Genomic DNA, 26977 nt, shown 5'->3' with positions numbered 1-26977 from the left:
ACACCGACTGGCAGTTGCTCGATCCCACCGGGCGGACGCTGTGGGGCCCCACCCACATGTATTACAACGACGTCGACGTCGCGACGATGCCGCTCAGCGGTCGCTACACGTTGCTGGTCGAAGGCCGCTACCACGAGGAGGCGGCCAGTTCGACCTACACCATCAACGTCCAGCCGGTCGTCGATCCGGTCACGCCGATGAGCCTGAATGCGCAGGTCGCCGGCGTCATCGCCAGCGTCGGGCAGCGCGGCCTGCATACCTTCACGCTGACCGAGGCCAGGCAGGTCTATGTCGACGTGCTGACCAACAACACCGCTTTCTCCTGGAGCCTCAGCGGGCCGCGCGGTATCGAGGTGTCCAACCGTTCCTTCGGCGCGACCGACGGCGCCAACGGGCTGTCCTTGCTCGACCTGGTGCCGGGCGACTACACGCTGACCGTCGACGCCAGCGGCGACACCACCGGCGCCTACGCCCTGCGCCTGCTCGACCTCGCCGCGGGGCAGCTGATCACGCCGGGCACGCCGGTCAGCAGCCAGCTCAACCCGGCCAACTCGACCGACATCTACCGCTTCAACGCCGCCGCCGGCGACCGCTTCTACTTCGATCGGGTCAGCTTCAGCGGCGCCTACTACACCGAATGGCGATTGCTTGACCCGTGGGGCAACACCGTGTGGGGGCCGACGCACTTCTACTACAACGACGTCGACGTCACCACGCTGGACTTCGACGGGATGTACACGCTGCTCGTCGAGGGCCGCTACCACGAGAGCGGCACGTCCAACTACACGCTCAATGTCTCGCCGTCGCCGATCTCGGAAAGGGTCATCCTGGCCGGCCTCGGCACCGCGCCCGGTCCCGATCTGCAAGTCGAGAACCTGGCGCTGACGCCGGTCGGTGGCGGCCTCGTCGCCGGCGGCAAGGTGCTGCTCGGCTGGGAGGTGAGCAATACCGGCACGCTGCCGGCCAACGCGCCGTGGAAAGACCGGATCCTGGTGCGCAACATGGACCGTGGCGGCGAGTTGATCGTCAACCTGCTGGTGGACTACGCCGACCTCGGCGCCGCGGCCGACGATCCGCTGGCGGCTGGCGCGCGTCGCGCCCGGCAGGTGCTGGTCGGCCTGCCGCCGGGCAACAGTGGTACCGGCAATCTGCGTTTCGAAGTCGCCGCCGATGTCACCAACGTCGTCGCCGAGCCCGGCGTCGCCGAGCTGAACAACAGCGCCAGCCTGAGTGCGCTGGCCGCGGCGACGCCGTATCCAGACCTGCAGGTCGACGCGCTGGCGGTGACCCCGAGCAGCGGCTGGGCGGCTGGCAGCAGCGTTACCGTGAACTGGCGGGTCAGGAACGGCGGCAGCGTCGCGGTCGACGCCGCGTGGAACGACCGCATCGTGGTGCGCAACGTAAGCACCGGTGCGACCCTGCTCAACGCCGGCAGCCGCTATCTGCCGGCAGTCGCCGGGACGCTATCTGCCGGCGGCTCCATCGACCGCAGCTTCACTTTCAGCTGGCCGGCCGGCGCCGCCGGCAGCGGCCAGTTCGAATTCCTGGTGAGCACCGACGACGATCGCGAGATTTTCGAAAGCAACGCCAGCGATACCGCCGAGACCAACAACGGCGCCAGTCTGGTGGTCGCCTCGGCACCCGACCTGCGGGTACTCAATCTGCGCCTCGCAGCCGCCACAGCCACCGCCGGCGATAGCGTCACGGTGTTCTGGGACGACCGCAACGACGGCCTGACCGCCACCCCGGCGAGCTGGAAGGACCGCCTGATCGTCCGTAACCTGAGCACTGGCGAAAAGCTGCTCGACGTCGACCTGCCCTACAACATCGCGCTGATCGGCAACGGTGCGCTGGCGGCCAACGCCAGCGTCGCGCGTTCGCACACCTTCCAGTTGCCCGAGGGTTTGCGCGGCACCGGCCAGATCGAGGTCGAGGTCCGTGCCGACCAGAACGTCGCCGGCCAGGGTGGCCTGGTCGAATACACCGCCGCCGGCGACAGCGGCGAGAACAACAACAGCGCCAGCCTGACCGTCACCGCGGCGGCCAGGCCGTACGCCGACCTGATCGTCGGCAGCCTGAGCGCTCCGGGCAGCGGGCGCGGTGGCGAGACGATCACCGTCGAGTGGACGGTACTCAACCAGGGGGCCATCGCCACCGGCGCGCAGTGGAGCGACCGCGTGCTGCTCAGCAGCGACGACGTGATCGGCAATGCCGACGACGTGACGCTGGCCAGCGTCGGCCATTACGGCGTGCTCGCGCCGGGCGCGTCGTATCGGTCGAGCCGGCAGTTGCCCGTGCCCGAGCGGCTCGACGGGTCATTCCGCCTGGCAATCGTCGCCGACGCGCTCGGCGAGATCAGCGAACCCGATACCCGTGCCAACAACACCTCGACGGCAAATATCCAGTTGTCGACGCCGCACGCCGACCTGCAGGTCGAGGTCGTCGCCGCGCCGGCCAGCACGCGTAGCGGCGAAGCGACGCCGGTCAGCTGGCGGGTGCGCAATGCCGGCGATCGGCCGACCGACGTGACCCAGTGGAAGGACAGCATCTATCTGTCGACTGACAGCACGCTCGATGCCGGCGATACGCTGCTGGCACAGATCCTCCATGTCGGCGGGCTGGGCGTCGGCGAGAGCTATAGCGATCAAAGCAATGTCTTTCTGCCGTTCGGCCTTGCCGGCGACTTCCGCATCCTGGTCGACACCGATTCCGAGAGCCAGGTCTTCGAGAGCGTTTTCGAGAGCAACAACGTCACCGCCAGCATCGCCGCGGTGCAGGTGTTGGAGCCGACCTTGGCCGATCTGACCGTCGGCCAGATCGTCGTGCCGGCGCAGGGCGCGCCGGGACAGACGGCGACCGTAGCGTGGACGGTGAGCAACGCCGGCAGCGGCGCCGCGCACGGCAGCTGGAGCGACCGCGTGTACCTGAGCGCCACCGGCAGTCTGGTCGGCGCACAGCTGCTGGCGACGGTGCAGCACATCGGCGAGGTCGCCGCGCTGGCCAGCTACACGGCGAGCACCGAGATCACCCTGCCGGACGTCGCCGATGGCGATTACCGCATCGTCGTCAGCAGCGACGTCACCGACACCGTTTTCGAAGGCAGCGGCGAGGGCAACAACACCACCGCCTCGGCGGCGACCCTGCGCGTGGTGCACCCGGATCTGCTGCCGGTATCGGTCGCGGCACCGGCCGGCGCGTTGTCCAGCGAGGCCATCGTCGTTTCGTGGCAGACGGGCAACGCCGGCAGCGGCGACGCCCTGGGCGCCTGGACCGATCGCGTCTATCTGTCGCGCGACGCGACCCTCGGCGCCGACGACGCGCTGCTCGGCGAGCTGGCGCATGCCGGGCCGCTCGCCGTCGGCGCCAGCTACGACGGCCAACTACAAGTGCACCTGCCGCTGGCGGCCAGCGGCGATTATTTTCTGCTGGTGTACAGCGACGCGCTCGGACAACTTCGCGAGGTCGGCGCCGAGAACAACAACGTCGGCTCGACGCCGTTCGCGGCGGCGCTGGCGCCCTATGCCAACCTGGTCGTCAGCGCGGTGACCGCCGACGCCAGCGTGCCCTATGCGCCGGCGCCCGAGGTGGTCGTCGGTGATCCGGCGCAGATCACCGTCAGCTGGACGGTCAGCAACGACGGCACCGGCGTCGGCCAGAGCACGCAGTGGACCGATACCCTGCTGGTGTCCACCGATAGCATCGTCGGCAACGCCGACGACCAGGTCGTCGCCAGTTATCAGCACGCCGGCGCGCTGGCCGTCGGCGACAGTTACACGCGTTCCGAGACCTTCCTGCTGCCGGCGTACTTCCAGGGGCGATACCACTTTTTCGTGCGCAGCGACACCGCCAACCAGGTCTTCGAGAACGGCCTGGAGGTCGATAATGCCGCCGAGGCGGCGCGCATCTTCGACGTCATGCGCATCCCCAATGCCGACCTGGTGGTCAGCCAGGCCAGTGTGCCGGCTACCGCCAGCTCGGGTCGCGGCATCGACGTCTCGTGGCAGGTCAGCAACGCCGGCATCGGTCCGACGGACATCCCCGGCTGGAACGACGAAGTGGTGCTCACCTCGGATGCGGCGGGCACGCAGGTGGTCGCCGTGCTCGGTGCCTTCACCCACCTCGGCGTACTCGCTGCCGGCGGCAGTTACAGCCGCACGCAGGAAGTTGCGATTCCCAACGGACTGTCGGGCAACTACTACGTGCGCGTGCGCACCGCCGGTCCCTTCGAGTTCGTCTACACCGACAACAACAGCCGCGTCGCCGGACCGGTGGAGGTCGTTCTGTCGGACTCGCCGGACCTGCAGGTGACCGACATCGTGACGCCGGCGACGGCATCCGAAGGCGATAGCATCGACGTCCGCTGGACGGTCACCAACAACGGTCTGGCCAGGGCCGACGGCGCGTGGACCGACGTCGTCTCGATGCGCAAGGTCGGCCAGCCCAACGACCCGGGGATCTTCCTCGGCACTTTCAACTACGACGCCGGTGGCCTTGCAGCCGGCATCTCGTACACCCGCACCGAGCGCTTCCGCCTGCCGCCGCGTACCGAAGGCGTCTATCAGGTGGTCGTGCTGACCAACGCCAGCCGGCAGGTGTACGAGTACGGCAGCGCCGCCGCCAACAACAGCGCTGCCGACGATCAGGTGCTGCAGGTCGCGCTGCTGCCGCGCTCCGACCTGCAGGTGGCCAACGTCGTCGCACCGGCGCGGGCTTCGGCCGGCGCGACGGTGTCGCTGCGCTTTTCGATCATCAACCAGGGCAGCGTTCCGACGACGACGCCGCGCTGGAGTGATCGCGTCTACCTGTCGCTCGACAACAAACTGTCGGGCGACGACCTGCTGATCGGCAGTTACGACAACGGTGCCGCGCTCAATCCCGGCGAGCAGTACGCCACCGAAAGCGGCAGCCTGCAGATTCCGATCCGCTTCCGCGGTGACGTCTTCCTGATCGTCCAGGCCGACGGCAGTGGTTCGGTCGACGAGTACCCCAACGACGCCAACAACCTGGCCGCGGTGCCGCTCTTCGTCGAGCCGTATCCGCTCGCCGACCTGGTCGCCGGCAGCGTCGTGGCCCCGGCGCAGGCGGTCGAGGGCGCCAGCATCGAGGTCCGCTACACGGTCGCCAACCGCGGCAGCGGCACCACCGCCGGCGGAAACTGGACCGACACCATCTGGCTGTCGCGCGACAAGACGCGGCCCAACGCCAGTGGGAACAGCGCGATCCTGCTCGGCAGCGTGCAGCACCAGGGCGCCCTGGCGGTGGGCAGCAGCTACGACGTCACCACCCAGGTCGCCCTGCCGGGGCAGGTCGCCTCGGGAAGGTATTACGTCACCGTCTGGAGCGACTCCTACGACGTCATCCTCGAAGATACGCTGGCCAGCAACCTGAACCCGGACGACCTCAACGAGCTCGACAACAACAACTACAAGGCGCGCGCGATCGACGTCATCGGTGGCTTCGCGCCGCCGCCGCCCGACCTTCGGATCACCGCTCTCGCCGCTTCGCCGCTGGCCTCGACCGGCGCGCCGCTGAGCCTTACCTGGACCGTCGCCAACGCCGGCGCCGGTGAAGCCGCCGGCAACTGGAACGATGTCTTCTGGCTGTCCGACAAGCCGACGCTCGACGCTCCCGGGGCCAGGCAGTGGTACCTCGGCTCGGTGGCGCACGAGGGTGGTGCGGCGCCCGGCGCCAGCTACACCCAGAGCAGCAGCTTCGCGCTGAACCCGGCGGCCGCCGGCCAGTACCTGATCGCCTATACCGACTACAACCCGCTCAAGGGCAAACCCTACGACATCGTCGAAGGCGACGAAGAGAACAACACCCGCGTCCAGGCCACCAGCGTCGTGCCGCTTCCAGCCGACCTGCAGGTGGTGACCATCGCCGCGCCGGGGGAGAATTTCTCGGGCGAGAAGACGACCATCAGCTGGACGGTCAAGAACTTCGGCGAAGCGGTCTGGGACGGTACGCGCTACTGGCTGGACAGCGTCTACCTGTCGCCCGATCCGGTCTTCCTGCCCGAGCGGGCGACCAGCCTGGGCACCTTCGTGCACAGCAACGCCGCCGGTCTGGCGGCTGGCGCGAGCTACACCGAGAGCGCCGAGGTGACTCTGCCGCGCGGCATCGGCGGCAATTTCTACCTCTATGTCATCACCGATGCCAATCGCTACGACCCGCGCTACCCGGCTGGCGAGGGCGACGCCGGCGACAATGCCTATTATCGCGACGTCTACTACCCGGCGTCGGCGTACGAGGGTGTCGGCGGCCAGGACAACAACCGCGGCGTCGGCAGCATTCCGGTCACCTATCGCGAACCCGACCTGCAGGTCACTTCGCTGCTGGTGCCGCCGGCAGGCGGCCAGTCGGGCAGCACGCTCACCGTCAATTACACGGTGAGCAACATCGGCAACCGCGACACCCGCGAGAGCGGCTGGTGGGACCGCCTGTTCCTGTCCAGGGACGATTCACTCGACACTTTCGATCTGCAGGTCGCCGAGGCTCACCACTACAGCGCGCTTGCCGTCGGTGAAAGCTATACCGGGACGGCGACCGTCAGGTTGCCCGACGGCATCGCCGGCGCTTTCAGCCTGCTGGCGTTCACCGATTCGGAAGCCGACAGCCGTCTGGCGTGGTGGAACAGCAACATCGTTCCCGAGTATCGCGGCGTCGGCATTGACGCCAACAGCGACGCGGTGCCGGAGTTCCGCGGCGAGGGCAACAACATCACCGTCGCCGCACTGCCGGTGGCGGCGGCGCCGCTGGCCGATCTGCAGGTCACCGCGGTGAGTGCGCCGGAGCATATTACCGTCGGCAACGAGTTCACCGTCACCTACACCGTCGGCAACCTCGGCGGCGCCGGCACGCTGCCCGAACAGGCGAGCTGGGACGACCTGATCTACCTGTCGCGCGATCCGCTGCTCGACCTCGACAGCGACCGCTACATGGTCGCCGTCGAGCACCTCGGCGGGCTGGCGCAGGGCGCCAGCTACACGGTCGAGCAGAAGCTCCGCGCGCCGCTCGACATCAGCGGCGCCTACTACGTCTTCGTGGTCACCGATCCGGCTCGTGGCAGTGGGCGTGGCAAGGTTTTCGAGGGCGGCTTCGAGCGCAACAACGCGACACCTAACTCCCCGCCGTCGATCTTCGAACTGCCGCCACCGGCCGATCTGCAGGTCGACGCGATCACCTTTTCGGGCGTCGGCGCTGCCGGCGACACGCTGCACGTCGAGTGGAGCGTTGCCAACCACAGCAGCAACGTCACTTCGAGCGGCTGGACCGACGCGGTCTATCTCTCCGACGACAATCTCTGGGACATCAACGACCGCCTGCTCGGCAAGGTTGCGCACGACGGCGTGCTCGACGGGAACGGCAGCTACACCGCCAGCCTCGACGCGCTGGTGCCGCCGGTCAAGGTCGGCCAGTATCGGCTGATCGTGCGGCCGGACGTCTACAACGAGGTTTTCGAGGGTCCGTACCGCTCGGCGGGTGAGGCCAACAACTTCAGCACCTCGGCCAATGCGCTGAGCATCGCCGTCGACGAACTGCATCTGGGCGTCGCTCTGGGCACCACCCTGTCCACCGGCCAGAGCCGCGTCTATAAGCTCACCGTCGGCCACGGCGAGACGCTCAAGCTGAGCCTGACCGCGGCCGACCACGACGCCGCCAACGAGATATTCGTCCGCTACGGTGACGTTCCCGACGGCTTCAACTACGACGCGACCTACGAGAACCCGCTGCAGGCCAGCCAGACGGCGGTCATCGCGTTCACCAAGCCGGGCGACTACTACGTCCTGATTCGCGGCCACAGCGAACCGAAGGCAAACGCGCAGGTCAAGCTGCTCGCCGAAGTGTTGCCCTTCGCGATCACCGGCGTGCAGGTCGACCAGGGTGGCGACAGCCGCTGGGTGACGATCGACGTGCGCGGCGCCAAGTTTGCCGACAACGCGATTCTCAAGCTCGTGCGGCCGGACGTCGCCGAGTACGAGCCGGTCAAGTGGGATGTCATCGACTCGACCTGGATCCGCGCGACCTTCGATTTCCGCGACGCGCCGCTCGGTCTCTACGACCTCAAGGTGATCAACCCGAATGGCCAACAGACGGTCGTCGCCTACCGTTTCCTGATCGAGCGGGCGCTCGAAACCGACGTGACCATCGGCCTCGGCGGCCCGCGCGTGCTCGCCGCCGGCGAGACCGGCATCTATGGCGTCGCGCTGCAGAGCCTGACCAACGTCGACACGCCGTACGTGCGCTTCTCCTTCGGCGTTCCCGAAATGGGCGCCAACCAGTACGTCTACGACCTGCCGTTCCTCAAGTACTACAACAACCTGCGCGGCCAGCCCGATAGCGGCGGCGACGACGTTCCGTGGGCCAGCCTCGATTCGGCGACCAACACCAGCGGGCAGATCCTGTCGTCGGGCTACGCCTACGACGTGATCGCCGGCGGCTACGTCGGCGCCACCTTCAACGTCCAGACCTACCCCTTGCTCAAGGCTCTGTCGACACGCAACTGGGATGCGCTGCGCGTCGGCCTGTACGAGATGTACCCCAAGCTGGAGCCGATTCAGGCGCTCGCCGGTGGCCCGCAGTCGATGAGCGCGGTGTTGCCGGAGTTCTGGGATCTGTGGCTGCAGGCCGGTTCGGAAGAGGGGCTGCCCGACAAGTGCGTGCTCCCCTTCATTCCCTACCGCTTCAACATCGTCGGCGCGGCGACGGCGATGACCCGTGACGAGTTCATCGCCGATCAGACCGCCGAGGCGCTCAAGCTGCGGGCCGCGATTCTGGCCGACCCCGACCTCGACGCGAAGATCGCCGAGACGCGCACCGACGACACTTCGCTGGCCGAAAAGCGCGCCGCGATCGCCCTGCGCGTGCTCGCCGCCGACGCGGCGACCTGGAGCCAGGCCTACCTGGCGGCGCTGGAACAGGTCGGCATCCTGCGTCCGGTCGACGAAGCGCCGCCGATCCGCCAGGACATCAAGGTGATGAGCCTGATGAGCACGCTGGCCACCGGCATTCTGATCGGGCCGGTCGGTGACCAGATCCGCAGCACCGCCGACCTCGCCGATTTTTTCGCCAAGATCAAGGAATGGTACGGCGACGAACCGGGCACCAGAGCTGCCGTCGACCACTACGAGTCGCGCGAGAGCGAGTGCCTGTCGGGGGAAATCCCGGTTCCGGCCCTGCCGGTATTCGACGACTACAACCTCAACCTGTCGCATCCGACGTATTTCCAGACCTTCAACATCTTCGTTCCCTACGTCGGCTTCAACCAGGACGGTGCGTCGGCGGCAACGATTGCCTTGCCCGACTACGCCTCGGTGGCGGCGTCCAATCAACTGACCGCGCTCGATTTCTCGCGGCTCTACGAGCAGGCGATCGGCGATAGCCAACTGGCGTCGATCGCCGGTCCGCAGGGCTACGGCGTCGATCAGTTCCTGCCGGTCGGGCAGGCGCTCCCGTACACCGTCAAGTTCGAGAACCCGTCGGCGGCGGCGACATCGGTGACCGAAATCCGCGTCGTCAGCAAGCTCGACCCGGCACTCGATCCGAGCACGTTCCGGCTCGGCGACATCAAACTCGGCGACCTGAGCGTGCACATCCCGACCGGCCGGGCGTTGTTCCAGGGCGACTTCGACCTGCGCAATGCCAAGGGCTTCATCCTGCGCGTCTCGGCTGGAATCGACCCCGGCACGCACACCGCTTCGTGGGTCTTCCAGGCGATCGACCCGGACACCGGCGAACTGCTGCAGGACGCCACGCGCGGGCTGTTGCTGCCCAGCGCCGCCGACGGTCGCGGCGTCGGCCAACTCGGCTATACCGTACAGGCGAAAGACGGGTTGGCCTCGGGAACGCTGGTCAAGGCGCAGGCGGTGGTGCGCTTCAACGCCATCGCCCCGCAGGAAACGCAGCAACTGGTGCAGACCTTCGATACCGGCGCGCCGGTGACGACGCTCACCGCCCGGCCGGTGCACACCGGCGGCGGCGACTACGAAGTGCGCTGGGCTGCCGTCGATGAGGACGGCGGTTCCGGCGTCGCCCAGGTCACGGTCTATGTCGCCAGGGACGGCGGCGACTTCCGGATCTGGAAACGGCAGACGACCGACGCCTTCGACATCTACTCCGGCGAGGCCGGCCATCGCTACGAATTCCTCGCTCTGGCGACCGACCGTGCCGGCAATCGCGAAGCCGCGCCCGGCGGCGTGCAGGCACCCGACGACGGCTCCGGCGCCAACCTCGGCGGTCTGCCGAGTTTCGGCCAGACCTCACAGGACCTGCCACCGCCACCGGCGCCAGTGCTGCCGGCGACCAACCCGCTGTTCGTCGCCGCGCAGCAGCAGATTCCCGCGGCGACACCGCTCGCCAGGCTGCCGGAGTTCAGCGAGGTCATGCGGCCGTTTACCGCGCAGTCCTGGGCCACCGACTTCGTCGAAAGCCACGCGGCGATCGGCCCGCTGGCGATTGTCGAGATGCCCGATGGGTCGACGATCGTCAGCGGTGGCCCGAACCGCGGCTGGCTGTACCGCATCGCGCACGATGGCGGCCGCGCGCTGCAGCCTTTCGTCGAACTCGCCGAACCGATTTTCGATCTGGCGCTCGACGACCAGAGACAGCTCTGGGCGACCACCGGCGGCGGTGCCTTGCTGCGCCTCGACGCCGACAGCGGCGCGATCCAGGCACGCTTTGGCACCGGCATCACGCAGGCGCTGGCGATCAAGCCGTCGACCGGCGAGATCTACGTGTCGTCGGGGGACGGCGTCGAGATTTTCGACCCGGCCAGCGGCAGCTTCCGGCACTTCAGCGACCTGCGTGTCGACGACCTCGCTTTCGCTGCCGACGAGACGCTGTGGGGCACCTCATGGCCGGCGCGTGGCGACGTTGTCAGCTTCGACCAGCGCGGACGCGCGACGGTCAAGGTGCGTCTCGACGGCGAAGTCGACTCGCTGGCTTTCGGGCGCACCGGCACCCGCCTGGCGGGTCTGTTGTTCGTTTCGAGCAATTCGACGCGCGGCGAGGTCGGGTCAGCGCTGACCATGGTCGATCTGACCACCCTGCGCAGCGTCGAGATTGCTCGCGGCGGTTCGCGCGGCGAAGGCGTGGTGGCGACCAGCGACGGCCGCGTGCTGCTCGGCCAGTCACACCAGGTCGACGTAATCAGTCCGATCGTCGCGCCGCAGGTGATCGCCACCAATCCACCCGACATGGCGGTGGTGCTGCTGCCGCTGTCGGAGCTGACGGTTACCTTCGACCAGGACATGTTCGCCGGGCCGGCGTCGGATTCGGGTTCGGTGCTCAACCCGTTGAACTACCAGGTCGTTCGCCAGAACGGTGGCATGGCGACGATCACCGGCGTCAGCTACGACGCGCCGGCGCGTACCGTCACGCTGGCGGTCAGCGACCTCGAAGCCGACCTCTACGATCTGCGCGTGCTCGGCAGCGTTCGCGGCAGCGCCGGCATGGCGCTCGGATCGGCGTTCATCTCGAGCTTCGTCGCCGCCCAGGACTTCTCGTCGGTGGTTCGCCTCGACTTCGATCGCGTCCGCAGCGACCGCGGTAGCGGCATCGTTTCCTACGACGTGACGATCACCAACGAAGCCGATTACGATCTGCTGCTGCCGGCGTCGCTGATCATCGACCCGGCGCGGTACTTCCAGGGCCGGCCGCTCGGCGGCGTCGCGCCGCAAGGCGCCGGCAGCCTGTGGTATATCGATCTTTCCGGCAAGCTGCCCGACGGCAAGCTCCACGCCGGCGCGTCGCTGGCCACCTTCAGCGTCTCGATCACCAACGGCGCCGCGCAGCAGATCGGCATCGGACACGGGATCTACGCGGTGCCGTATCCGAATCAGAGGCCGGCCTTCACGTCGACGCCGGCGAGCGTCGCCGCCGCCGGCCAGCCCTACAGCTACCAGGCCGTCGCCGTTGACCCCGACGGCAGCGCGCTGGCCTACCTGTTGCTCGACGGCCCCGGCGGCCTGCAGCTCGACAGCAGCAGCGGCGTCCTCAGCTGGCTGCCGACCGAACTCAGCCCGGCCAGCGCATCGGTGCTGCTGCGTGTCTACGATACGCGTGGCGGCTTCGACACCCAGGCTTTTGTCGTCGAGGTCGCCGGCGCCAACCGCCCGCCGGTGGTTTCCGAGCTGCCGGCCGAGATCGAGGGCCGGGAAGGTCAATCGCTGCTGGTTGGCGTCTCGGCGCAAGACCCCGACGAGGACTTCCTGCAATACTTCGCCAACAACCTGCCGCCGGGGGCGGTCTTCGATCCGCTGCTCAAGGCGCTGGTGTGGACGCCCGATTACCAGTCGGCCGGTACCTACAACAACGTCGAACTGGTGGTCAGCGACGGCAAGACTTCGGTCAGCCGCTCGTTTGCGCTGCTGATCAAGCCGGACAACGCGCCGCCGGAAGTCAAACCGGTCGCCGAACGGACGATCCGCGAAGGCGATTCGCTGCGCCTGCAACTGCAGGCTTCCGACGTCGACGGGCAGCCACTCCGCTTCTTCGCCAACATCCTGCCGGTCGGCGCCTACCTCGATCCGAATACCGGTGTCTTTGAATGGACCGCCGGGTTCACCCAGGCTGGCGATTATCTGCTCAAGCTCGGCGCCAGCGACGGCGCCAAGTCGAGCGAAACCGAGCTGCGGGTGCACGTCCTGAACGTCAATGCCGCGCCGCGTTTCGACGAACTCGGTTCGTGGATCAGCTTCGAGGGGCAGTTGCTGAGCTTCCGCGCTTTTGCTTTTGACGCCGACAATCCCGGCTTCATCCCGCAGGATCGCCAGAGCAGCGGCACGCTGACCGTGCAGGAAGGTGCCGACGCGAGTGTCAGCTACGTGGTCAGCGGTCTGCCCGCTGGCGCCAGCTTCGACCCGGTAACGGCGATGTTCACCTGGACGCCCGGGTTCAGCCAGGCCGGCGACTACAGCGTCCGCTTTGCCGCCACCGACGACGGTGACGGCGGCTTGCCGCTGACGTCCGAAATCGTCGTGCCGATCAGTATCCGCAACGCCAACCGCGCGCCGGAAATCGCCGAGATCCTGCCGCAGGGCGTGCAACGCGGCAGCGTCTTCGAACTGCCGGTAAGCGCCAGCGACGCGGACGGCAATCCGCTGACCCTCGGCGTTACCGGTCTGCCGCCTTTCGCCAGTTTCGTCGATAACGGCGACGGTACCGGCAAGTTCGTCTTCGCGCCGCAATCGGGCGATCGTGGCGACTACGAGATCGCCCTGACCGCGACCGACGACGGTGACGGCGGCGGCGCGCTGCTGGCGCAGTCGTTCACCCGGCGCTTCATCCTCAGCGCGCTGTCGGCGTCCGAATCGCCGCTGCTGGCGCCAATCGGCGACAAGCTGGCGCTGGTCGGCCAACGCTTGCGGTTCACCATCAATGTTCGCGATCTCGACCAGGATTCGCTCGCTTTCGCGATGCTCAATGCGCCGGCCGGGATGACCATCACGCCGCAGCCGACCTACGGCCGGGCGCTGGTCGAATGGACGCCAACTGCGGCCAGTCTCGGTCAGAGCTTCGACGTCCGCTTCGAAGTCAGCGACAACGGCAACAACGGTGCGACAGCGCCGAACAAGGTGTCGCAGGTGGTGCGCGTCAAGGTCCGCAACAGCAACGCCGCGCCGGTCCTGGCACCGGTCGGCAACCTGGCGCTGGTCGAGGGGCAGGCTTTCAGTCTGCAACTGGCGGCCTTTGACGCCGATGGCGACGCACTCACCTACGTGGTCGGCAATCTGCCGGCGGGCGCCAGTTTCGATACCGTCAATGGCGTTCTGAACTGGACGCCGAACCTGTTCAGCGCCGGCGAGTACCCGGATGTCCGCTTCTCGGTCAGCGATGGCAGTGCCGAGAGCGCCGAGAGCGTGCGTCTCTCGGTACAGAACAGCAACCAGGCGCCGATCGTCGTCTCGTTGCTGCCGCAGACCGGGCGCGAGGGTTCGCAGGTGCAATTCCAGTTGACCGTCGGCGACGTCGACGGTGACCCGGTGGTGTTCAGCGCGCTGACGCCGCTGCCGGCGGGTTCGCGCTTCGACGCGCGCAGCGGCGAGTTCCGCTGGACACCGAACTACGAGCAGGCCGGTGATTACAGCTTCACCTTCTCGGCGCGCGACCCGCAGGGGGCGAGCAGCGAGACGACGGTCAGCCTGGCGATCGCCAACGTCAACCGGGCGCCGCAGCTGATCGTCTCCAACCACGTCGCGCTGCTGGGCTGGCCGCTCGCTTTCCGAATCGTCGGTCGCGACGCCGATCAGAACGCCCAGCTCAGCTACAGCGCCAGCGGTCTCCCCGAAGGCGCAACGCTCGATCCGGCGACCGGGCTGCTGCAATGGACGCCGGGCGCCGGCCAGGCGGGCGACTATCTGGTCATGGCGCTGGTCTCCGACGGCCTCGCCAGTACGTCGCTGCCGCTGGTGATTCGCGCCGCACTGACACCGCCGGCACCGAGCGTGATCATCGAGAACACGCCGAGCTTCCCGGTAATCCCCGGGCAGCAAGTGCTGGTGCACGTGATCGCCGAGAGCTTCGGCGCGATCGCCGGCCTGCGGCTCTACGCCGACGGCGTCGAAGTACCGCTGGACCCCGACGGTCGCGCACTGCTGACGACCACCGCGGTCGGCAAGATCGCGCTGCGCGCCGAGGCTACCGACGTCGACGGCTTCGTGGGCAGCCGTACTTCGACGATTCGCGTTCGCGATCCGCAGGACCGGAGCGCGCCGACGCCGTCGTTCGCCAGCCAGCTGGCGTTCGCCCGGATCAGGGAAACGACGGCGCTGGTCGGCAGCACCGGCGACGACAACGTCGATTCCTGGACGCTGGAGATCGCCCGCTACGGCGAGGAGCACTTTTCGCTGCTGGCCAGCGGCGACGCCGAGGTCAACGCCGCCGCTTTGCTGCAGCTCGATCCGACCAGCCTGGCCAACGGCTTGTATACGCTGCGCCTGCGGGTGGTCGATCTGGCCGGGCGGCGCGGCGAGGCGAGCATCGCCATCGAGGTCGATTCGGCGACCAAGAAGCCGCAGTTGCTGCGCTCGGAGACCGACTTCGTGCTCACCGTGGCCGCCCACGATCTGCCCTTCGCGCGCAGTTACGATTCGCTCGCCCGTTCGATTCCGGGCAGCTTCGGCGAGGGCTGGCGACTCGCTTTCCGTGACGTCGACCTGCAGACCGACGTGGCGCTCACCGGCCGCGAAACGGCCGGCGTGCTGGGCACCTTTGCCGATGGCCAGCGGGTCTTCGTGACTCTGCCCGATGGCCAGCGCACGGCCTTCACCTTTGCCCCGACCAAGCACTCGATTCCGGGGCAGACCTGGTATCTGCCGGCGTTCGTCGCCGCCGACGGTAGCGCTTGGTCGCTGGAGGCGCCAGCGACGCCGCTGCAGCGCGCCGGGACAGGCTATTTCGACCTGCGCACCGGCCGCGGCTACAACCCGGCCAACGCAGTCGGCACCGACTACCTGCTGGTCGCTCCCGACGGCACGCGCTACAGCATTGGCGATGGCGAAGTGCGCGAGATCGCTTTCGCCGACGGCGTTCGCCTGCTGGTCAGCGACAGCGGCATCGTCGCCAGCAGCGGCGAGCGCGTGCAGTTTTCGCTCAACGCCGACGGTTTCATCGAACGCGTCGTCGCCAGCGACGGCCGCCAGTTCCTCTACGATTACGACACGCAGGGTCGGCTGCTTGCCGTTCGTGACCTGGAGGCGGCACGTTCGGTGCGCTACGGCTACGCAGAGGGTGCTCTCGGGCGTCTGGCGATGGTCTCGGGCGGCGGTGGCGGCCAGCTTTTCGCCTATCGCGCGACCGGCGTCGCCCAGCAGGCGATTACTGCCGACCTGGGTTCGTCGCTGGGCTATCTGGCGACGCCGGTCGCCGGTAGTCTCGCAGCCGGCGAGACGGTCAGCTTCGCGTTCACGCTTCGCCAGTCCGAACTGGCGTCGACGGCCAGTGGGTCGGTATACCTTGGGCTGATCGTCGAAGGCAGCGCCGGGCTGCTGCCGCTGATTCCGGTCCTGCCGGGGCTTGCGCCGGTGGCGTCGTCGGTCCAGGGCAACCGCGCTTTCGCGCTCTACAAACTCGATCACGCCGGACTGGCGCTGATCGAGCTGGCGGCTGCCAGCGCTGGCAGCTACCAGCTGTCGCTGTTCGTCGCTGGCGACGCCAACCGCGACGGCAAGGCCGACGGCAGCGACGCGGTGCTGATCGCCGCCGCCGCCGGGCTGCGCCGTGGCGATGCCGGCTACACCCTGGCGCTGGACGCCGACGCCGACGGCTTGATCGACAGCCTCGACCTGCAGTTGCTGATGCAGAACGCCGGCTTCACGCCGAACCGGGCGCCGCTGGTGGTCGCCGGTACGGTCACCACGCACGAGGATCTCGACGTCAGCGCGCCGGTTTCGACCTTCGTCACCGATCCCGAAGGCGACCGGGCGTTCTTCTCGATCGTTGGCGCGAGCCACGGCACGGCGCGTCTGTCGGGCGACGGCCGGTCGGTGATCTTTGCGCCCGAAATGGGCTTTGTCGGCAGCGCCGATTTCACCATCCGTGCCGACGACGGTTTTGGCCAGACGATCCAGACGATCGCCGTGGCGATCAGTAAAGCCGCGCTGACGCGGATCGACTTCGTCGAGCGTGTCCTGCGGCTGAAACTCGGCGAAGGGCGGCAGATCCAACTGATTGGCGATTTCGCCGACCAGAGCGGCGTCGCACTGCCGGCGTCGTACGTCAGCCTGACCAGCAGCAACGCCGCCAGCGGCACGATTGTCACCGGCGGGCGGATCGGCGGCGTCGGCAAGGGCTCGGGGGTGATCGTCGCCGAGCGTGGCGACCTGCGCGCAGCGACGTCGTTTACCGTCGGAACCCCGACCGAGACCGTCGCCGCGTATGTCTTCGGGATGGGGATCGACGTCTATCCGGGCGCCGTCGCTCTGGTCGAGAACGGCGGTCAGCGCCAGATCGTCGCCAGTCTCGCCGGCCAGACCGACCTGACGCCGGCGAGCACCGGCACGCGTTATTTCGTCGGCGACGATCGGGTACTCGGCGTTTCGGCCGACGGCCTGATCACCGGCAAGGCAGCGGGCAGCTCGACGGTCACGGTGATCAACGGCGGTGGCGAATTCGTCGTGTCGGCGAAGGTCGAGGCGCCGATCAGCGGGCCCGCGCTGCTCGGCAGTCTCGGTGGCATCGTCGAGGGGGCCGACGGCTCGGTCGTGGCGGTCGCCGCAGGTTCCCTGTCGGGCAACACGCAGGTCTCGATCGCCACGGTCATGCCGGCGGCGCTGCCGCTGGCAATGCCCGAGAGCATGGCCGTGGCCGGCGCCTTCCGGCTCGAAGTCGGCGACGGCAAGTTGGCGACGCCGGTGCAACTGGCGATTCCGACCAGCGGTCTGGCGGCCGGCACCAACGTCGTTTTCATGCGCTACGCCGAGCTGCCGACCCCCGAGGGAACGCTGCTGCCGGTCTGGCTGCAGGAGGAAACCGGCGTCGTCGGTGCCGACGGTATGGCACGTACCTCTTCGCCACCTTATGCGGGCGTCTCGGTGTCGGGGGTGTACACCATGGGCATTGCGCCGGAGGCCAGCTTCGGGCAGCTGCGCGGGCGTACCTACGCGACCTTTCCGTCGGGGATCAACGATGGTGGCTCGTCGTTCGCGGTGCTCTCGTCGCTCGGCGGCGGCGCCGCCATCGGTGCCGCGTTCTCGCTGACCGCCGGTTTCATCATGACCGCGCTGTTCGGCTCGCGTGAGCTGCAGATCATCTCGGTACCGGCACAGGGCCTGCCGCAGAAAACCACGGTCGGTGTCGAGGTCGCTCCGGGCAAGGTCAGCGACTACTCGATCCAGGTGGTCAATCCGTACAGCCCGAGCACCTCGCCGGCCAGCGAGCCGTTCATCTCGGAAGCACGGCTGGTCTTCCGCGCCACCGCCGGTGGCGGTCTGGCGCCCTTCGTCGAGATCAAGGGCGATCGCTTTACCTACGACAACCCGCCGGCGCCAGCGTCGGCGAAAGACGGCAGCGCCATCGCCGACCTGTTCGTCGTCTTCGTCGCTCCCGACGGCCATAGCTACGAGGTTCATCCCGACGCATCGAGTTCGCCAACCGAGGTGCTGGTGCAGGTGCCGCAGTCGATCGCCATTGGAACCGCCAAGATCTATGTCAAGCGACCGCAGGTGCTCAGCAACAACGGCGCCTGGAATCAGCTGGTCGGAAAAGAAAGCAACCGCGTGCAGCTGTCGTACGACGCGCGTTACATCTTCGGTGGTCTCAGCGGTGATCAGCTGCTGGTGATCGACAGCCAGACCAGGGAGCTGGCGGCGCGCATCCCGATCGCCGGTGGCTTCCCGGCGCCACGCTCGGTGGCGATCAGCGCCGACAACACGCGCGCATACGTGACCCTGCGTTACGCCAGCTCCGTCGCCGTCGTCGATACCGTCGCGCTGCAGCAGGTGGACGCCGACGGCGACCTGGCTAACGGCGTCAGTCGAATCGCCTTGCTGCCGGGCGCGCAACCGTTCTGGATCGCTGTCGGCAAGGGTGGCAAGAAGGCTTACGTTTCGGACGAGGTTGCGGGGCGGATCTACGTCCTCGACATCGATCCGTCTTCGAGCAGCTACAACAAGCTGGTGCAGACCATCGACGTGGCGCCGGCTCCTTCCGGTCTGCGCGGCATGGCGATCAACGCCAACGGCACGCGCCTGTTCGTCGCCGCGCCGGAAAAAGCGCTGTTCGGCGGCGCCGGCGGTGGTAATGGCAGGGTCTTCGTGATTGACGTGGACCAGGGCAGCGCCACTTACGGCGAGGTCCTGGAAGTGCTGGCGGCCGGCGCCGAACCGTACGGCGTGTCGGCGACCAACGACGCCAACGTGATGCTGTACACCAACCGCCTGTCGGACTCCAGGGGCGTGGTGATCGTCAAGGGCGACGTCGGTAGCTACACGCAGACCCCGGTGGCGATCAACCTGGGATCAGTCAGCGACTACTTCGACGTCAACAACGCGATCTCGGTGGTGCTCTCGAAGGACGGAGATTACGCTTTCGTCTCCGGCTTCAACGTTTACATTCAGGACAATCCGTCGCACGACCCGAACTACGACCCATTCCATCCGGCCGGCGGCAACGTCGGGATCATCCGCGATCCGCTCGGCGCGGCGCCGACACTGGTCGCCGCGACGCGTCCGGTGCCGATGTCCTGGCCCGACAACCTGGTGTTGTCGCCGGACGGCAATACCCTGTACAGCGGCTACCGCGGTCAGCGGGTGGTGATGGGTTTCGACGTGCAGGCGATGATCGCTGCGGTCAACAACCCGGCGTTCGCCGGGCAGCTCGACCGCAAGCCGATCGACGATCTCGATCCGTCGATCAACGTCCGCTCCAACTTCAAGATCATCGAGCCCGGCAGCCGCTTCAAGGACCCGGTCTTCGGCGTCCCGGCAGGCGCCACGAACGGCCCGATCGGCGTCGGCGGGATGGCGAACGGTCTGATCGCGCAGGGCGGAGCGTCGCTCGAACTGCTGGCGCCCGGCGCGTTGACCAGCAACCTGACGCCGACTTTCTCGTGGCTGGTGAAGGGCTTCGAGAACGCCAAGAGCCGGCTCTACGTGAGCACCTACCGGGGCAGCGACGGCCTTTTCCCGACCGACCTCGGGACGCCCGATCTGAATGCCGACCGGATCTTCTCGTCGGCGCTGCTCGATGCGAGCAGCATCGACCCGCAAGGCAACGCAATCTTCATCAAGGCGCTGGCGGCGCAACTCAAGCTTACCGCCGGCCAGCAGTACTTCTGGGGTGTCGAGGTGGTGTCGCCGGCGGGGACAGTGGTTGCCCGCGACTGGCGGCTGTTCAAGACCGAAGCGTTCCGCGATGTGTCGAAACCGTTCAGCAGCGTAACGTTGCTGACGCATGGTTTCCAGCTTTCGCCGACGGCGCCGGCCAACGTCGCCGACAGCATTGCCGCGTTCATCGAGATGGCCGAGAACATCGCCCGGGCGGGCGGCGAGGGAGTGGCCGCGTTGTACCAGAAGACGACCGGCCGCTGGCTGGTCTTCTACAACGGTGCGACCTTCGTCACCGGCGTCGATCTGGAATCGGTGCTGGCCTCGCCGGCGATGGTTGGCAAGCCGGTGGTGCTGGTCAGCGACTGGTACAACGAGTCGGATTTCCCGACCAATGGCTTCAGCGAGGCGGCCGCAGATGCGCTCTATTCGGCGCTGGCCAGGCTGAACTTCAACATCGGCGGAAACAAGCTGTTCGACTCGCCGATCCACCTGATCGGCCACAGCCGTGGCACGGTGGTGAACAGCGAAATCGCACAGCGCTTCGGCAACTACGCGCCGGCGGTGCGGCTGTCGATGACCTCGCTCGACGCCCACGACTTCAACCAGCCGTCGCTCGACATTCCCGTTGGCGAGTACATCCAGCTATTTGGCAGTGGGGTGAGCGCACTGGGGGCGACCGCGCTGGGCACCGCGATCCAGTTGTGGGGAATGATGCCGACCAACGCGATCATTCCGACCGGCAATTTCCTTGACCCGGATGTACAGCGCTGGAGCAACATCGATTTTGCCGAACACTACTACCAGATTCTGGCCAGCCCCACGGCGCTGCCGGTCGGCGCCGGCATCGTCTCGACACCGAACGGCCGTTTCATCCCGAACTTCGACGTCAGCATCAACCTCAACGGTCGCGCCGGTTTCACTACCGACGACGGGCTGGCGACGCTGACTGCCATCAACAATGGCTCGCTGCGGCCGGGAGGTCCGCACAGCCGCGTCTGGCGCTGGTACGGAGCGACCACCGATCTCTCGGTGACCGAGTTCAACAAGGGCGGTGAACCGGTCTTCCGTCGTCTCGCGGACAAGGACGCGACCGAGTTCCAGGGCGTCAGCATTCCCTGGTACAACGCCCAGTCGTTTGCCGTCGGCCTGGGTCCCTGGGAGGGAATCGGCACCGGCTGGGCGTTCTCGCAGCAGGGCGGCGTGCCCTTCGCGGGTGTTCCGAGCACTACCAGGATCCCGGTCAGCTTCGACAACACCGAGACGATGAATCCGTCCGGCCTGCCGGTGCCATCGGTCTTCAACGGCGATTTCGAGGAAGGCGCGCTCAACCGCAGCTGGTTGCTGCAGTACTCTGCCGGTGGCCTGGCGACCAACCTTACCGGCGACCTGCCGGGCTGGTCGTTCCATGGCGGGGGCTTCGAGAAGACCTACGCCCCGGGCGACCGGCTGGTCACCATGGCCAACGGCACGCATGCGGCGATGCTCGACAACGACAATTCGTGGGTCCGACACAACCGCATGGTCGTGCCGGATTGGGCCGAGTACCTGAGCTTCGACGTCCAGGTGCTTGCCGCGGCTGCCGGCGAGACGCTGCAGGTTCAGGGCTACCTGCCCGACACCGGAAACTGGGTCGACCTCGGGGCAGTCGCGCTCGACAGCCAGGGAAGCAGTTTCGCGAACCGCCTGTTGGAGATTCCGGTCGATTTCCGGGGCGCCGAACGGATGCTCAGGTTTTCGCTCAGCGGCGGTGGCTCGGCGGACGCCGAGATCCTGCTCGACCACGTCCAGTTCATGCGTGGGCTGATCACCGACAGCACCACCGACAAGAATGACAAGGGGGTATTTTTCACCGATACCGCGACCGGTCCGACGACCGGCCTGAGCAGTCAATGGGTCGAACTGACCAATCGTTTCGCCGACCCGTTCACGGTCACCGTGACCACCGACCCGAACGACTTCCTGGTCTTCGTCGATGGCGGGCTTGAAAAACTGCTCAACGACAACCAGGCGCACGCGCCGCTCTATGACAGCTTCGTCGTCAATCCGGGTGGCACGCTGCACCTCGACCTGAAAGCCAGGTTCAGCGACAACTTCATCAAGACCTACGCCGACGCCGACCTGCCGATCGAGAAGACCGCTCTGTATTTCACCATCACGCTTGGCAACGGCAGCGTTCGTGACGAAGTGGTAGACCTCTTCTACCTGCCGGACTTCGCCGACGGCGACGCCAGCGACGGCGTGTGGTCGATGATGGACACGCTCGACGGCAAGACCCGCACGCTGGGCTTCGACAACGCTGCCCAGGTCGAAGTCAAGCCGGTGTCGAATCCGACCGGACAATTCTCGGTCGGAGAGAGTGGCGGTATCGCGCAGGGGATCAAGTACCAGTCGGTGTATACCAGCCCGATCGACGACTTCGCCGAGTACCAGATCGAGGAGGGTGGCCGCAACCTGGGCAAGATCACGGTCAAGGCGCGTGCGGTCGAGAAGCAGACCGTCGGCGTTTCGCTGGCGACGCTGCGCACGATGGTGCAGGCGATTCGTACCGAGTACGACCAGTGGGTGGCCGATCCGACGACGCCGGTGCATGACGCGAACGGTTTTGCGACCGGCAACTACGGAATCTTCGCCGGTCTGTTCTCGCCAGTGATCACCGATGCTGAATGGGCCGACGTGCTGACCGGCTTCCACACCGTTTTCGGCAAGGACCCTAACGCGATGGGGCCGGTGTACGCCGCCTCGATCTATCTGCCGAGCATCCAGCAGAACGAGTTCGCGTACGGCGAAAACGGCCTCAATCCGATCGTGATGATCAACCGGCCGTGGCTGAACGCGACCGACAATGACGCGCGCAGTTTTGCCGGGCTCGACTTCGCCTACACCAGCTTCGAGAACAAGCTCACCACCGCGGGCGCCGGCGCCGGCAGCTTTGGCGGCAAGGTCCTGCGCGACGACCTCTCGATTCCCGGCAAGCGCTTTCTGCTCTCACAGGTGGTCAATCCGCTGCGTACCGGCGCGATGGCCGGTGGCAGCGCGATGACGCTGGTCGTCGATGGCATCCTGCGCGCCTATCTGAACGTCGGCGATACGCGGCAGGACGTCGGCGAATCATTCGGCTGGGTGGTCGGTCACGAACTGGCGCACAATCTCGGCCTGTTCGACGAATACATCTACAATCCCTTCCAGTCGGTGCCGCGCAACGGCGGGGCCAACTTCATGTCGACCGCCAACACCGTCAGTGTCGCCAATCGACAGCGCGAAGCGCTGCACCTGGCGATGGACAATCCGGAGACGACGGTTTCACTGGCCGGCACCAATGCCCTGGCGACCTGGTACCTGGACCTTGACGCGCTCGACGCGTCGAACCGCGCCGGCCGGGGTGTGCAGGCGCTGTCGCCCGGAGCCGGCGACGGCAACCCCGAGGCCGATCCCCTGACCGCGCTGCTGGCGTTCATCGGCATGAAGGGCGCCGCGACCGCCGGCGTCACTTCGCAAGCGCTGCTGCTCAATGGCGACATTCACGCCGGCATCGTCAACGACGGCTTCGACGTTGACGACGTAACGGCGACCGATTTCGGCTGGACCGGCGTCGGCCAGGCCGGCGTCGTCAACGGACAGGGCGTTCTCAACGAAGATCCGCGGCTGGCGTCGCGTCTGGTACAGACTTTCACGGTCCCCGATCAGGCGGAGATCCTGCGCTTCGAACTGCTCGGCGCCGATTTCGTCGGCAATCAGGAAGGCCCTTCGGATGCCTTCGAGGTGGCGCTGCTCGATCTCTTCGGCAACGCCGTCGCCGGCACCATCCCGGTGGGCAACAGCGACGCGCTGTTCAACCTGCAGGCGGGTGGCAAGGTCTTCGCCGCATCGTCGGTGAGCGCGACCGGGCTCACCAACCGCAATGGCGGTACGCTGCCAGCCGGTCAGCCGGTGACGGTCAGCATCGACCTGAGCGGTATCGCCGCCGGCACGGTACTGACGCTCTACTTCGACCTGCTGGGCTTTTCCGGCGCGGCGAGTCAGTTGCGGATCGACAACGTCAGCATCGTCAAGGCCGGCGCTGGCGACAATCTGCTGCCGGTCGCCAGCAGCAGTGCGATTGCCGCCAGCGAGGAGGGCGCGGCGGTATCGCTCGCTCTCGGCGCACCGGCCGACGCCGACAGTCCGCTCCTGTCGATCGTCGTTACCGGTCTGCCGACGCTAGGCGAGATTCAGTACTTTGACGGTAGCGCGGTCAGCGTCAACGACACGCTGAACAGCGAGCAGCTGCTCGGCCTGAAGTACTTGCCACCGACCGAGTACAACGGCGGCGATGCGGTCGGGCGCTTCACCTATAGCGTCAGCGACGGCGTCAGCACGGTCACCGGCGAGACGGCGATCACGCTGACGCCGGTCAACGACGCGCCGGTCGCCAGCAGCAGCGCGATAACCGCCGCCGAAGGCGGCGGCCCGGTGTCGCTCGCTCTGAGCGCCCCGAGCGACGTCGATAGCATCGTCCTGAGCATCGTCGTGACCGGTCTGCCGACCATTGGCGAGGTGCAGTACGCCGACGGCAGTGCGGTCGGCGGCAACGACACCCTGAGCAGCGCGCAACTGGTCGGATTGAAGTACCTGCCGCCCGCCGAGTACAACGGCAGCGATGTCGTCGGTGGCTTCAGCTACCGCGTCAGCGATGGCCAGTTCTCGGCGACCGGCGGGACGACGATTGCCGTCACGCCGGTCAACGACGCGCCGGTCGCCAGCAGCAGCGCGATCACCGCCGCCGAAGGCGGCGGCCCGGTGGCGCTCGGTCTGAGCGAACCAAGCGACGTCGATAGCACGCTGCTGACGATCGTCGTCAGCGGTTTGCCGGCGCTCGGCGTCGTGCAGTACGCCAATGGCAGCGCGGTCAGTGGCCACGACAGCTTGACCAGCGCGCAGTTGGTCGGCCTGAAGTACCTGCCACCGGCGCTCTACAACAGCAACGATGCGGTCGGCAGCTTCAGCTACAGCGTCAGCGACGGCAGCCGTTCAGCGACCGGCGAGACGGCGATCACCGTCATCCCGGGCAACTACGCGCCGATCGCCAGCAGCAGCGCGATCACCGCCAACGAAGAGGGCGCCGCCGTGGCACTCGGCCTGAGAGCGCCGATAGACGTCGATGGCCCGGCGTTGACCATCGTCGTGACCGGGCTGCCGATCGTCGGCGAGGTACAGTACGCCAATGGCAGCGCGGTTGGCGACAACGACACCCTGAGCAGTACGCAACTGGTCGGCTTGAAGTACCTGCCACCGGCCGAATACAACGGCAGTGATGTCGTTGGTGACTTCCGCTACAGCGTCAGCGATGGCCAGTTCACCGCGACCGGCCAGACGACGATCACCGTTACGCCGGTCAACGATGTGCCGGTCGCTGTTTCGGACAGCGCCACGGTTGCTGCTGGCGGCTCGGTGCTGATCGACGTCCTGGCGAACGACAGCGACGCCGAGAATCAGGTCCTGACGCTGGCCGCGGTCGGCCAGGCGCTGCACGGTAGCGCCGTTATCGAGCAGGGCCAGGTGCGCTACACGCCGGGTCCCGGCAACTTCGCTGTCGACGACTTCCACTACCTGGTCGCCGACAGCGCCGGCGCCACCGCCATCGGAGCCGTCCACGTGACCATCGGCCCTGGGCCAAACCACGCACCGACGCTGGCCGCGCTGGCCGACCGCAGCGTTTCCGAAGGCGACACCCTCACCCTGACCGCAGTAGGCAACGACGTCGATCCTGGCGACGTCCTCAGCTACACACTGCTCACCGCGCCGGCAGGCGCGCACATAGACGCCAGCAGCGGCGCCATCGACTGGCGGGCCCTCGACGGCGACAGCCGCCACGACTTCAGCGTTCAGGTCACCGACCGTGCCGGCGCCTCGGCGGCGCGCCGCTTCACCGTAATGGTCCTCAACGTCGCACCAGCGCTGAGCGTTTCCGGCCTGCCATCGACCCAGGCCGGCGAACTTTACCGCCTCGCACTGAGCAGCGCCGACCCTGGCGACGACACCATCCGCAACTGGCGGATCGACTGGGGCGACGGGCAGATCATCGACCATGCCGGCAACCCGAGTCAGCTGGAGCACCGCTATAGCGGCATCGACGGGCCGATCCAGATCCAGGCAGTAGCCACCGACGAAGATGGCAGCTATAGCCTCGCGCCGCTGTCAATCGTCGTCCTGCCGCCAGCACCGCAAGTACCACCGCAAATCCCACCACAAGTACCACCACCGATCTTCAGCCGGCTGCCACCCCTGCAACTCACCTCGTTCGGTCGCGACAGCAACGGCTTCGCCGCCACGGCCGGCAGTGCCGGCACCGGGCAGCAGCCCGGCAGCGTCGAACCAGCAGCCAATCTGCCCGCCCAGCGCACCGTCGCGCCCGCCGACACCCTGGCCCGCGCGCAACTCGGCTTCACCGCCGACGCCTCGACGCCGACGGTGGCAGAAACCCCAGGAAACCTGCCGCAGATCGACTTTAGCCCGCGTCCGGCCGGCTTCAGATTCCCGGTGGACGCAGGGCGTGGCGAGCGTGACGAATGGCGGAAATTGTTCGTGACCAACATGGCGCAAAAGCGCGACAATCCCAACGCCGCGCTGCGGGTGGTGCCCGGACCATCGCCAGCCAGCCCGTCGGCGCCTGACCAACTCCGCCAAGACCTAGCGGACGGCATGTCGCAAGGGACACCGGAAGACAGGCAAAATCGTCCTTCGCCAGATACCCCGTTCGGCACCCCGGCCAGCGCGCCGAACGGCACGCCCGACAGCCCGCCGGAGCCCACACAGGAAAACAACCGGGAAAACAATTGGCAAGACAACCGCACCGAGGCCGGCCTACTGGAGAGCCTGATGGTCATCCTGCCGCTGGCACCACAAGAGCCGGAAATATTCAAGAACCTACCAGGGAGAAGGAAGTGGCAGACGAAAAAATCGAAAGCGCAGCCGCCGGCGACGAGGGGCAGCGCATCCGGATGAACACCGCGTCGGTAAAAAGCAGTTACTGCAACATGGTCAACGTCACCACCACGCGCGAAGAAGTCGTCATGAACTTCGGCGTCAACGAAAGCTGGGACCGGGGCGCCTCCGAATACGACGTCCGGCTCGAACATCGCATCGTGATGAGTCCATTCGCCGCCAAGCGGCTGGCGACCATGCTCGGCAAACTCGTCGACGAATACGAAGGACGTTACGGCGAACTGAAGTAA

General features: G+C 67.1%; 2 protein-coding genes (1 of these 2 running past the window's edge). Both read left to right on the top strand.

The window, feature by feature from the left end; translation table 11 throughout:
* Window positions 1-26747, top strand: partial view of a CARDB domain-containing protein gene (locus Q1L50_RS01380; protein WP_300335346.1) — the 3' portion only. 9718 nt of this gene lie to the left of the window's left edge; only the last 26747 of its 36465 coding nucleotides appear in the window; its start codon lies off the left edge, out of view; it ends in the stop codon at window positions 26745-26747.
* A complete protein-coding gene (locus Q1L50_RS01375) occupies window positions 26687-26977 on the top strand; it encodes a DUF3467 domain-containing protein (RefSeq protein WP_300335344.1) in 291 nt (96 codons plus the stop codon). The genes Q1L50_RS01380 and Q1L50_RS01375 overlap by 61 nt, the downstream gene beginning before the upstream one ends.

The organism is Accumulibacter sp., assembly GCF_029255145.1.
Classification (GTDB): Bacteria; Pseudomonadota; Gammaproteobacteria; order Burkholderiales; family Rhodocyclaceae; genus Accumulibacter.
This window is presented reverse-complemented; position numbering and strand designations above follow the sequence as displayed.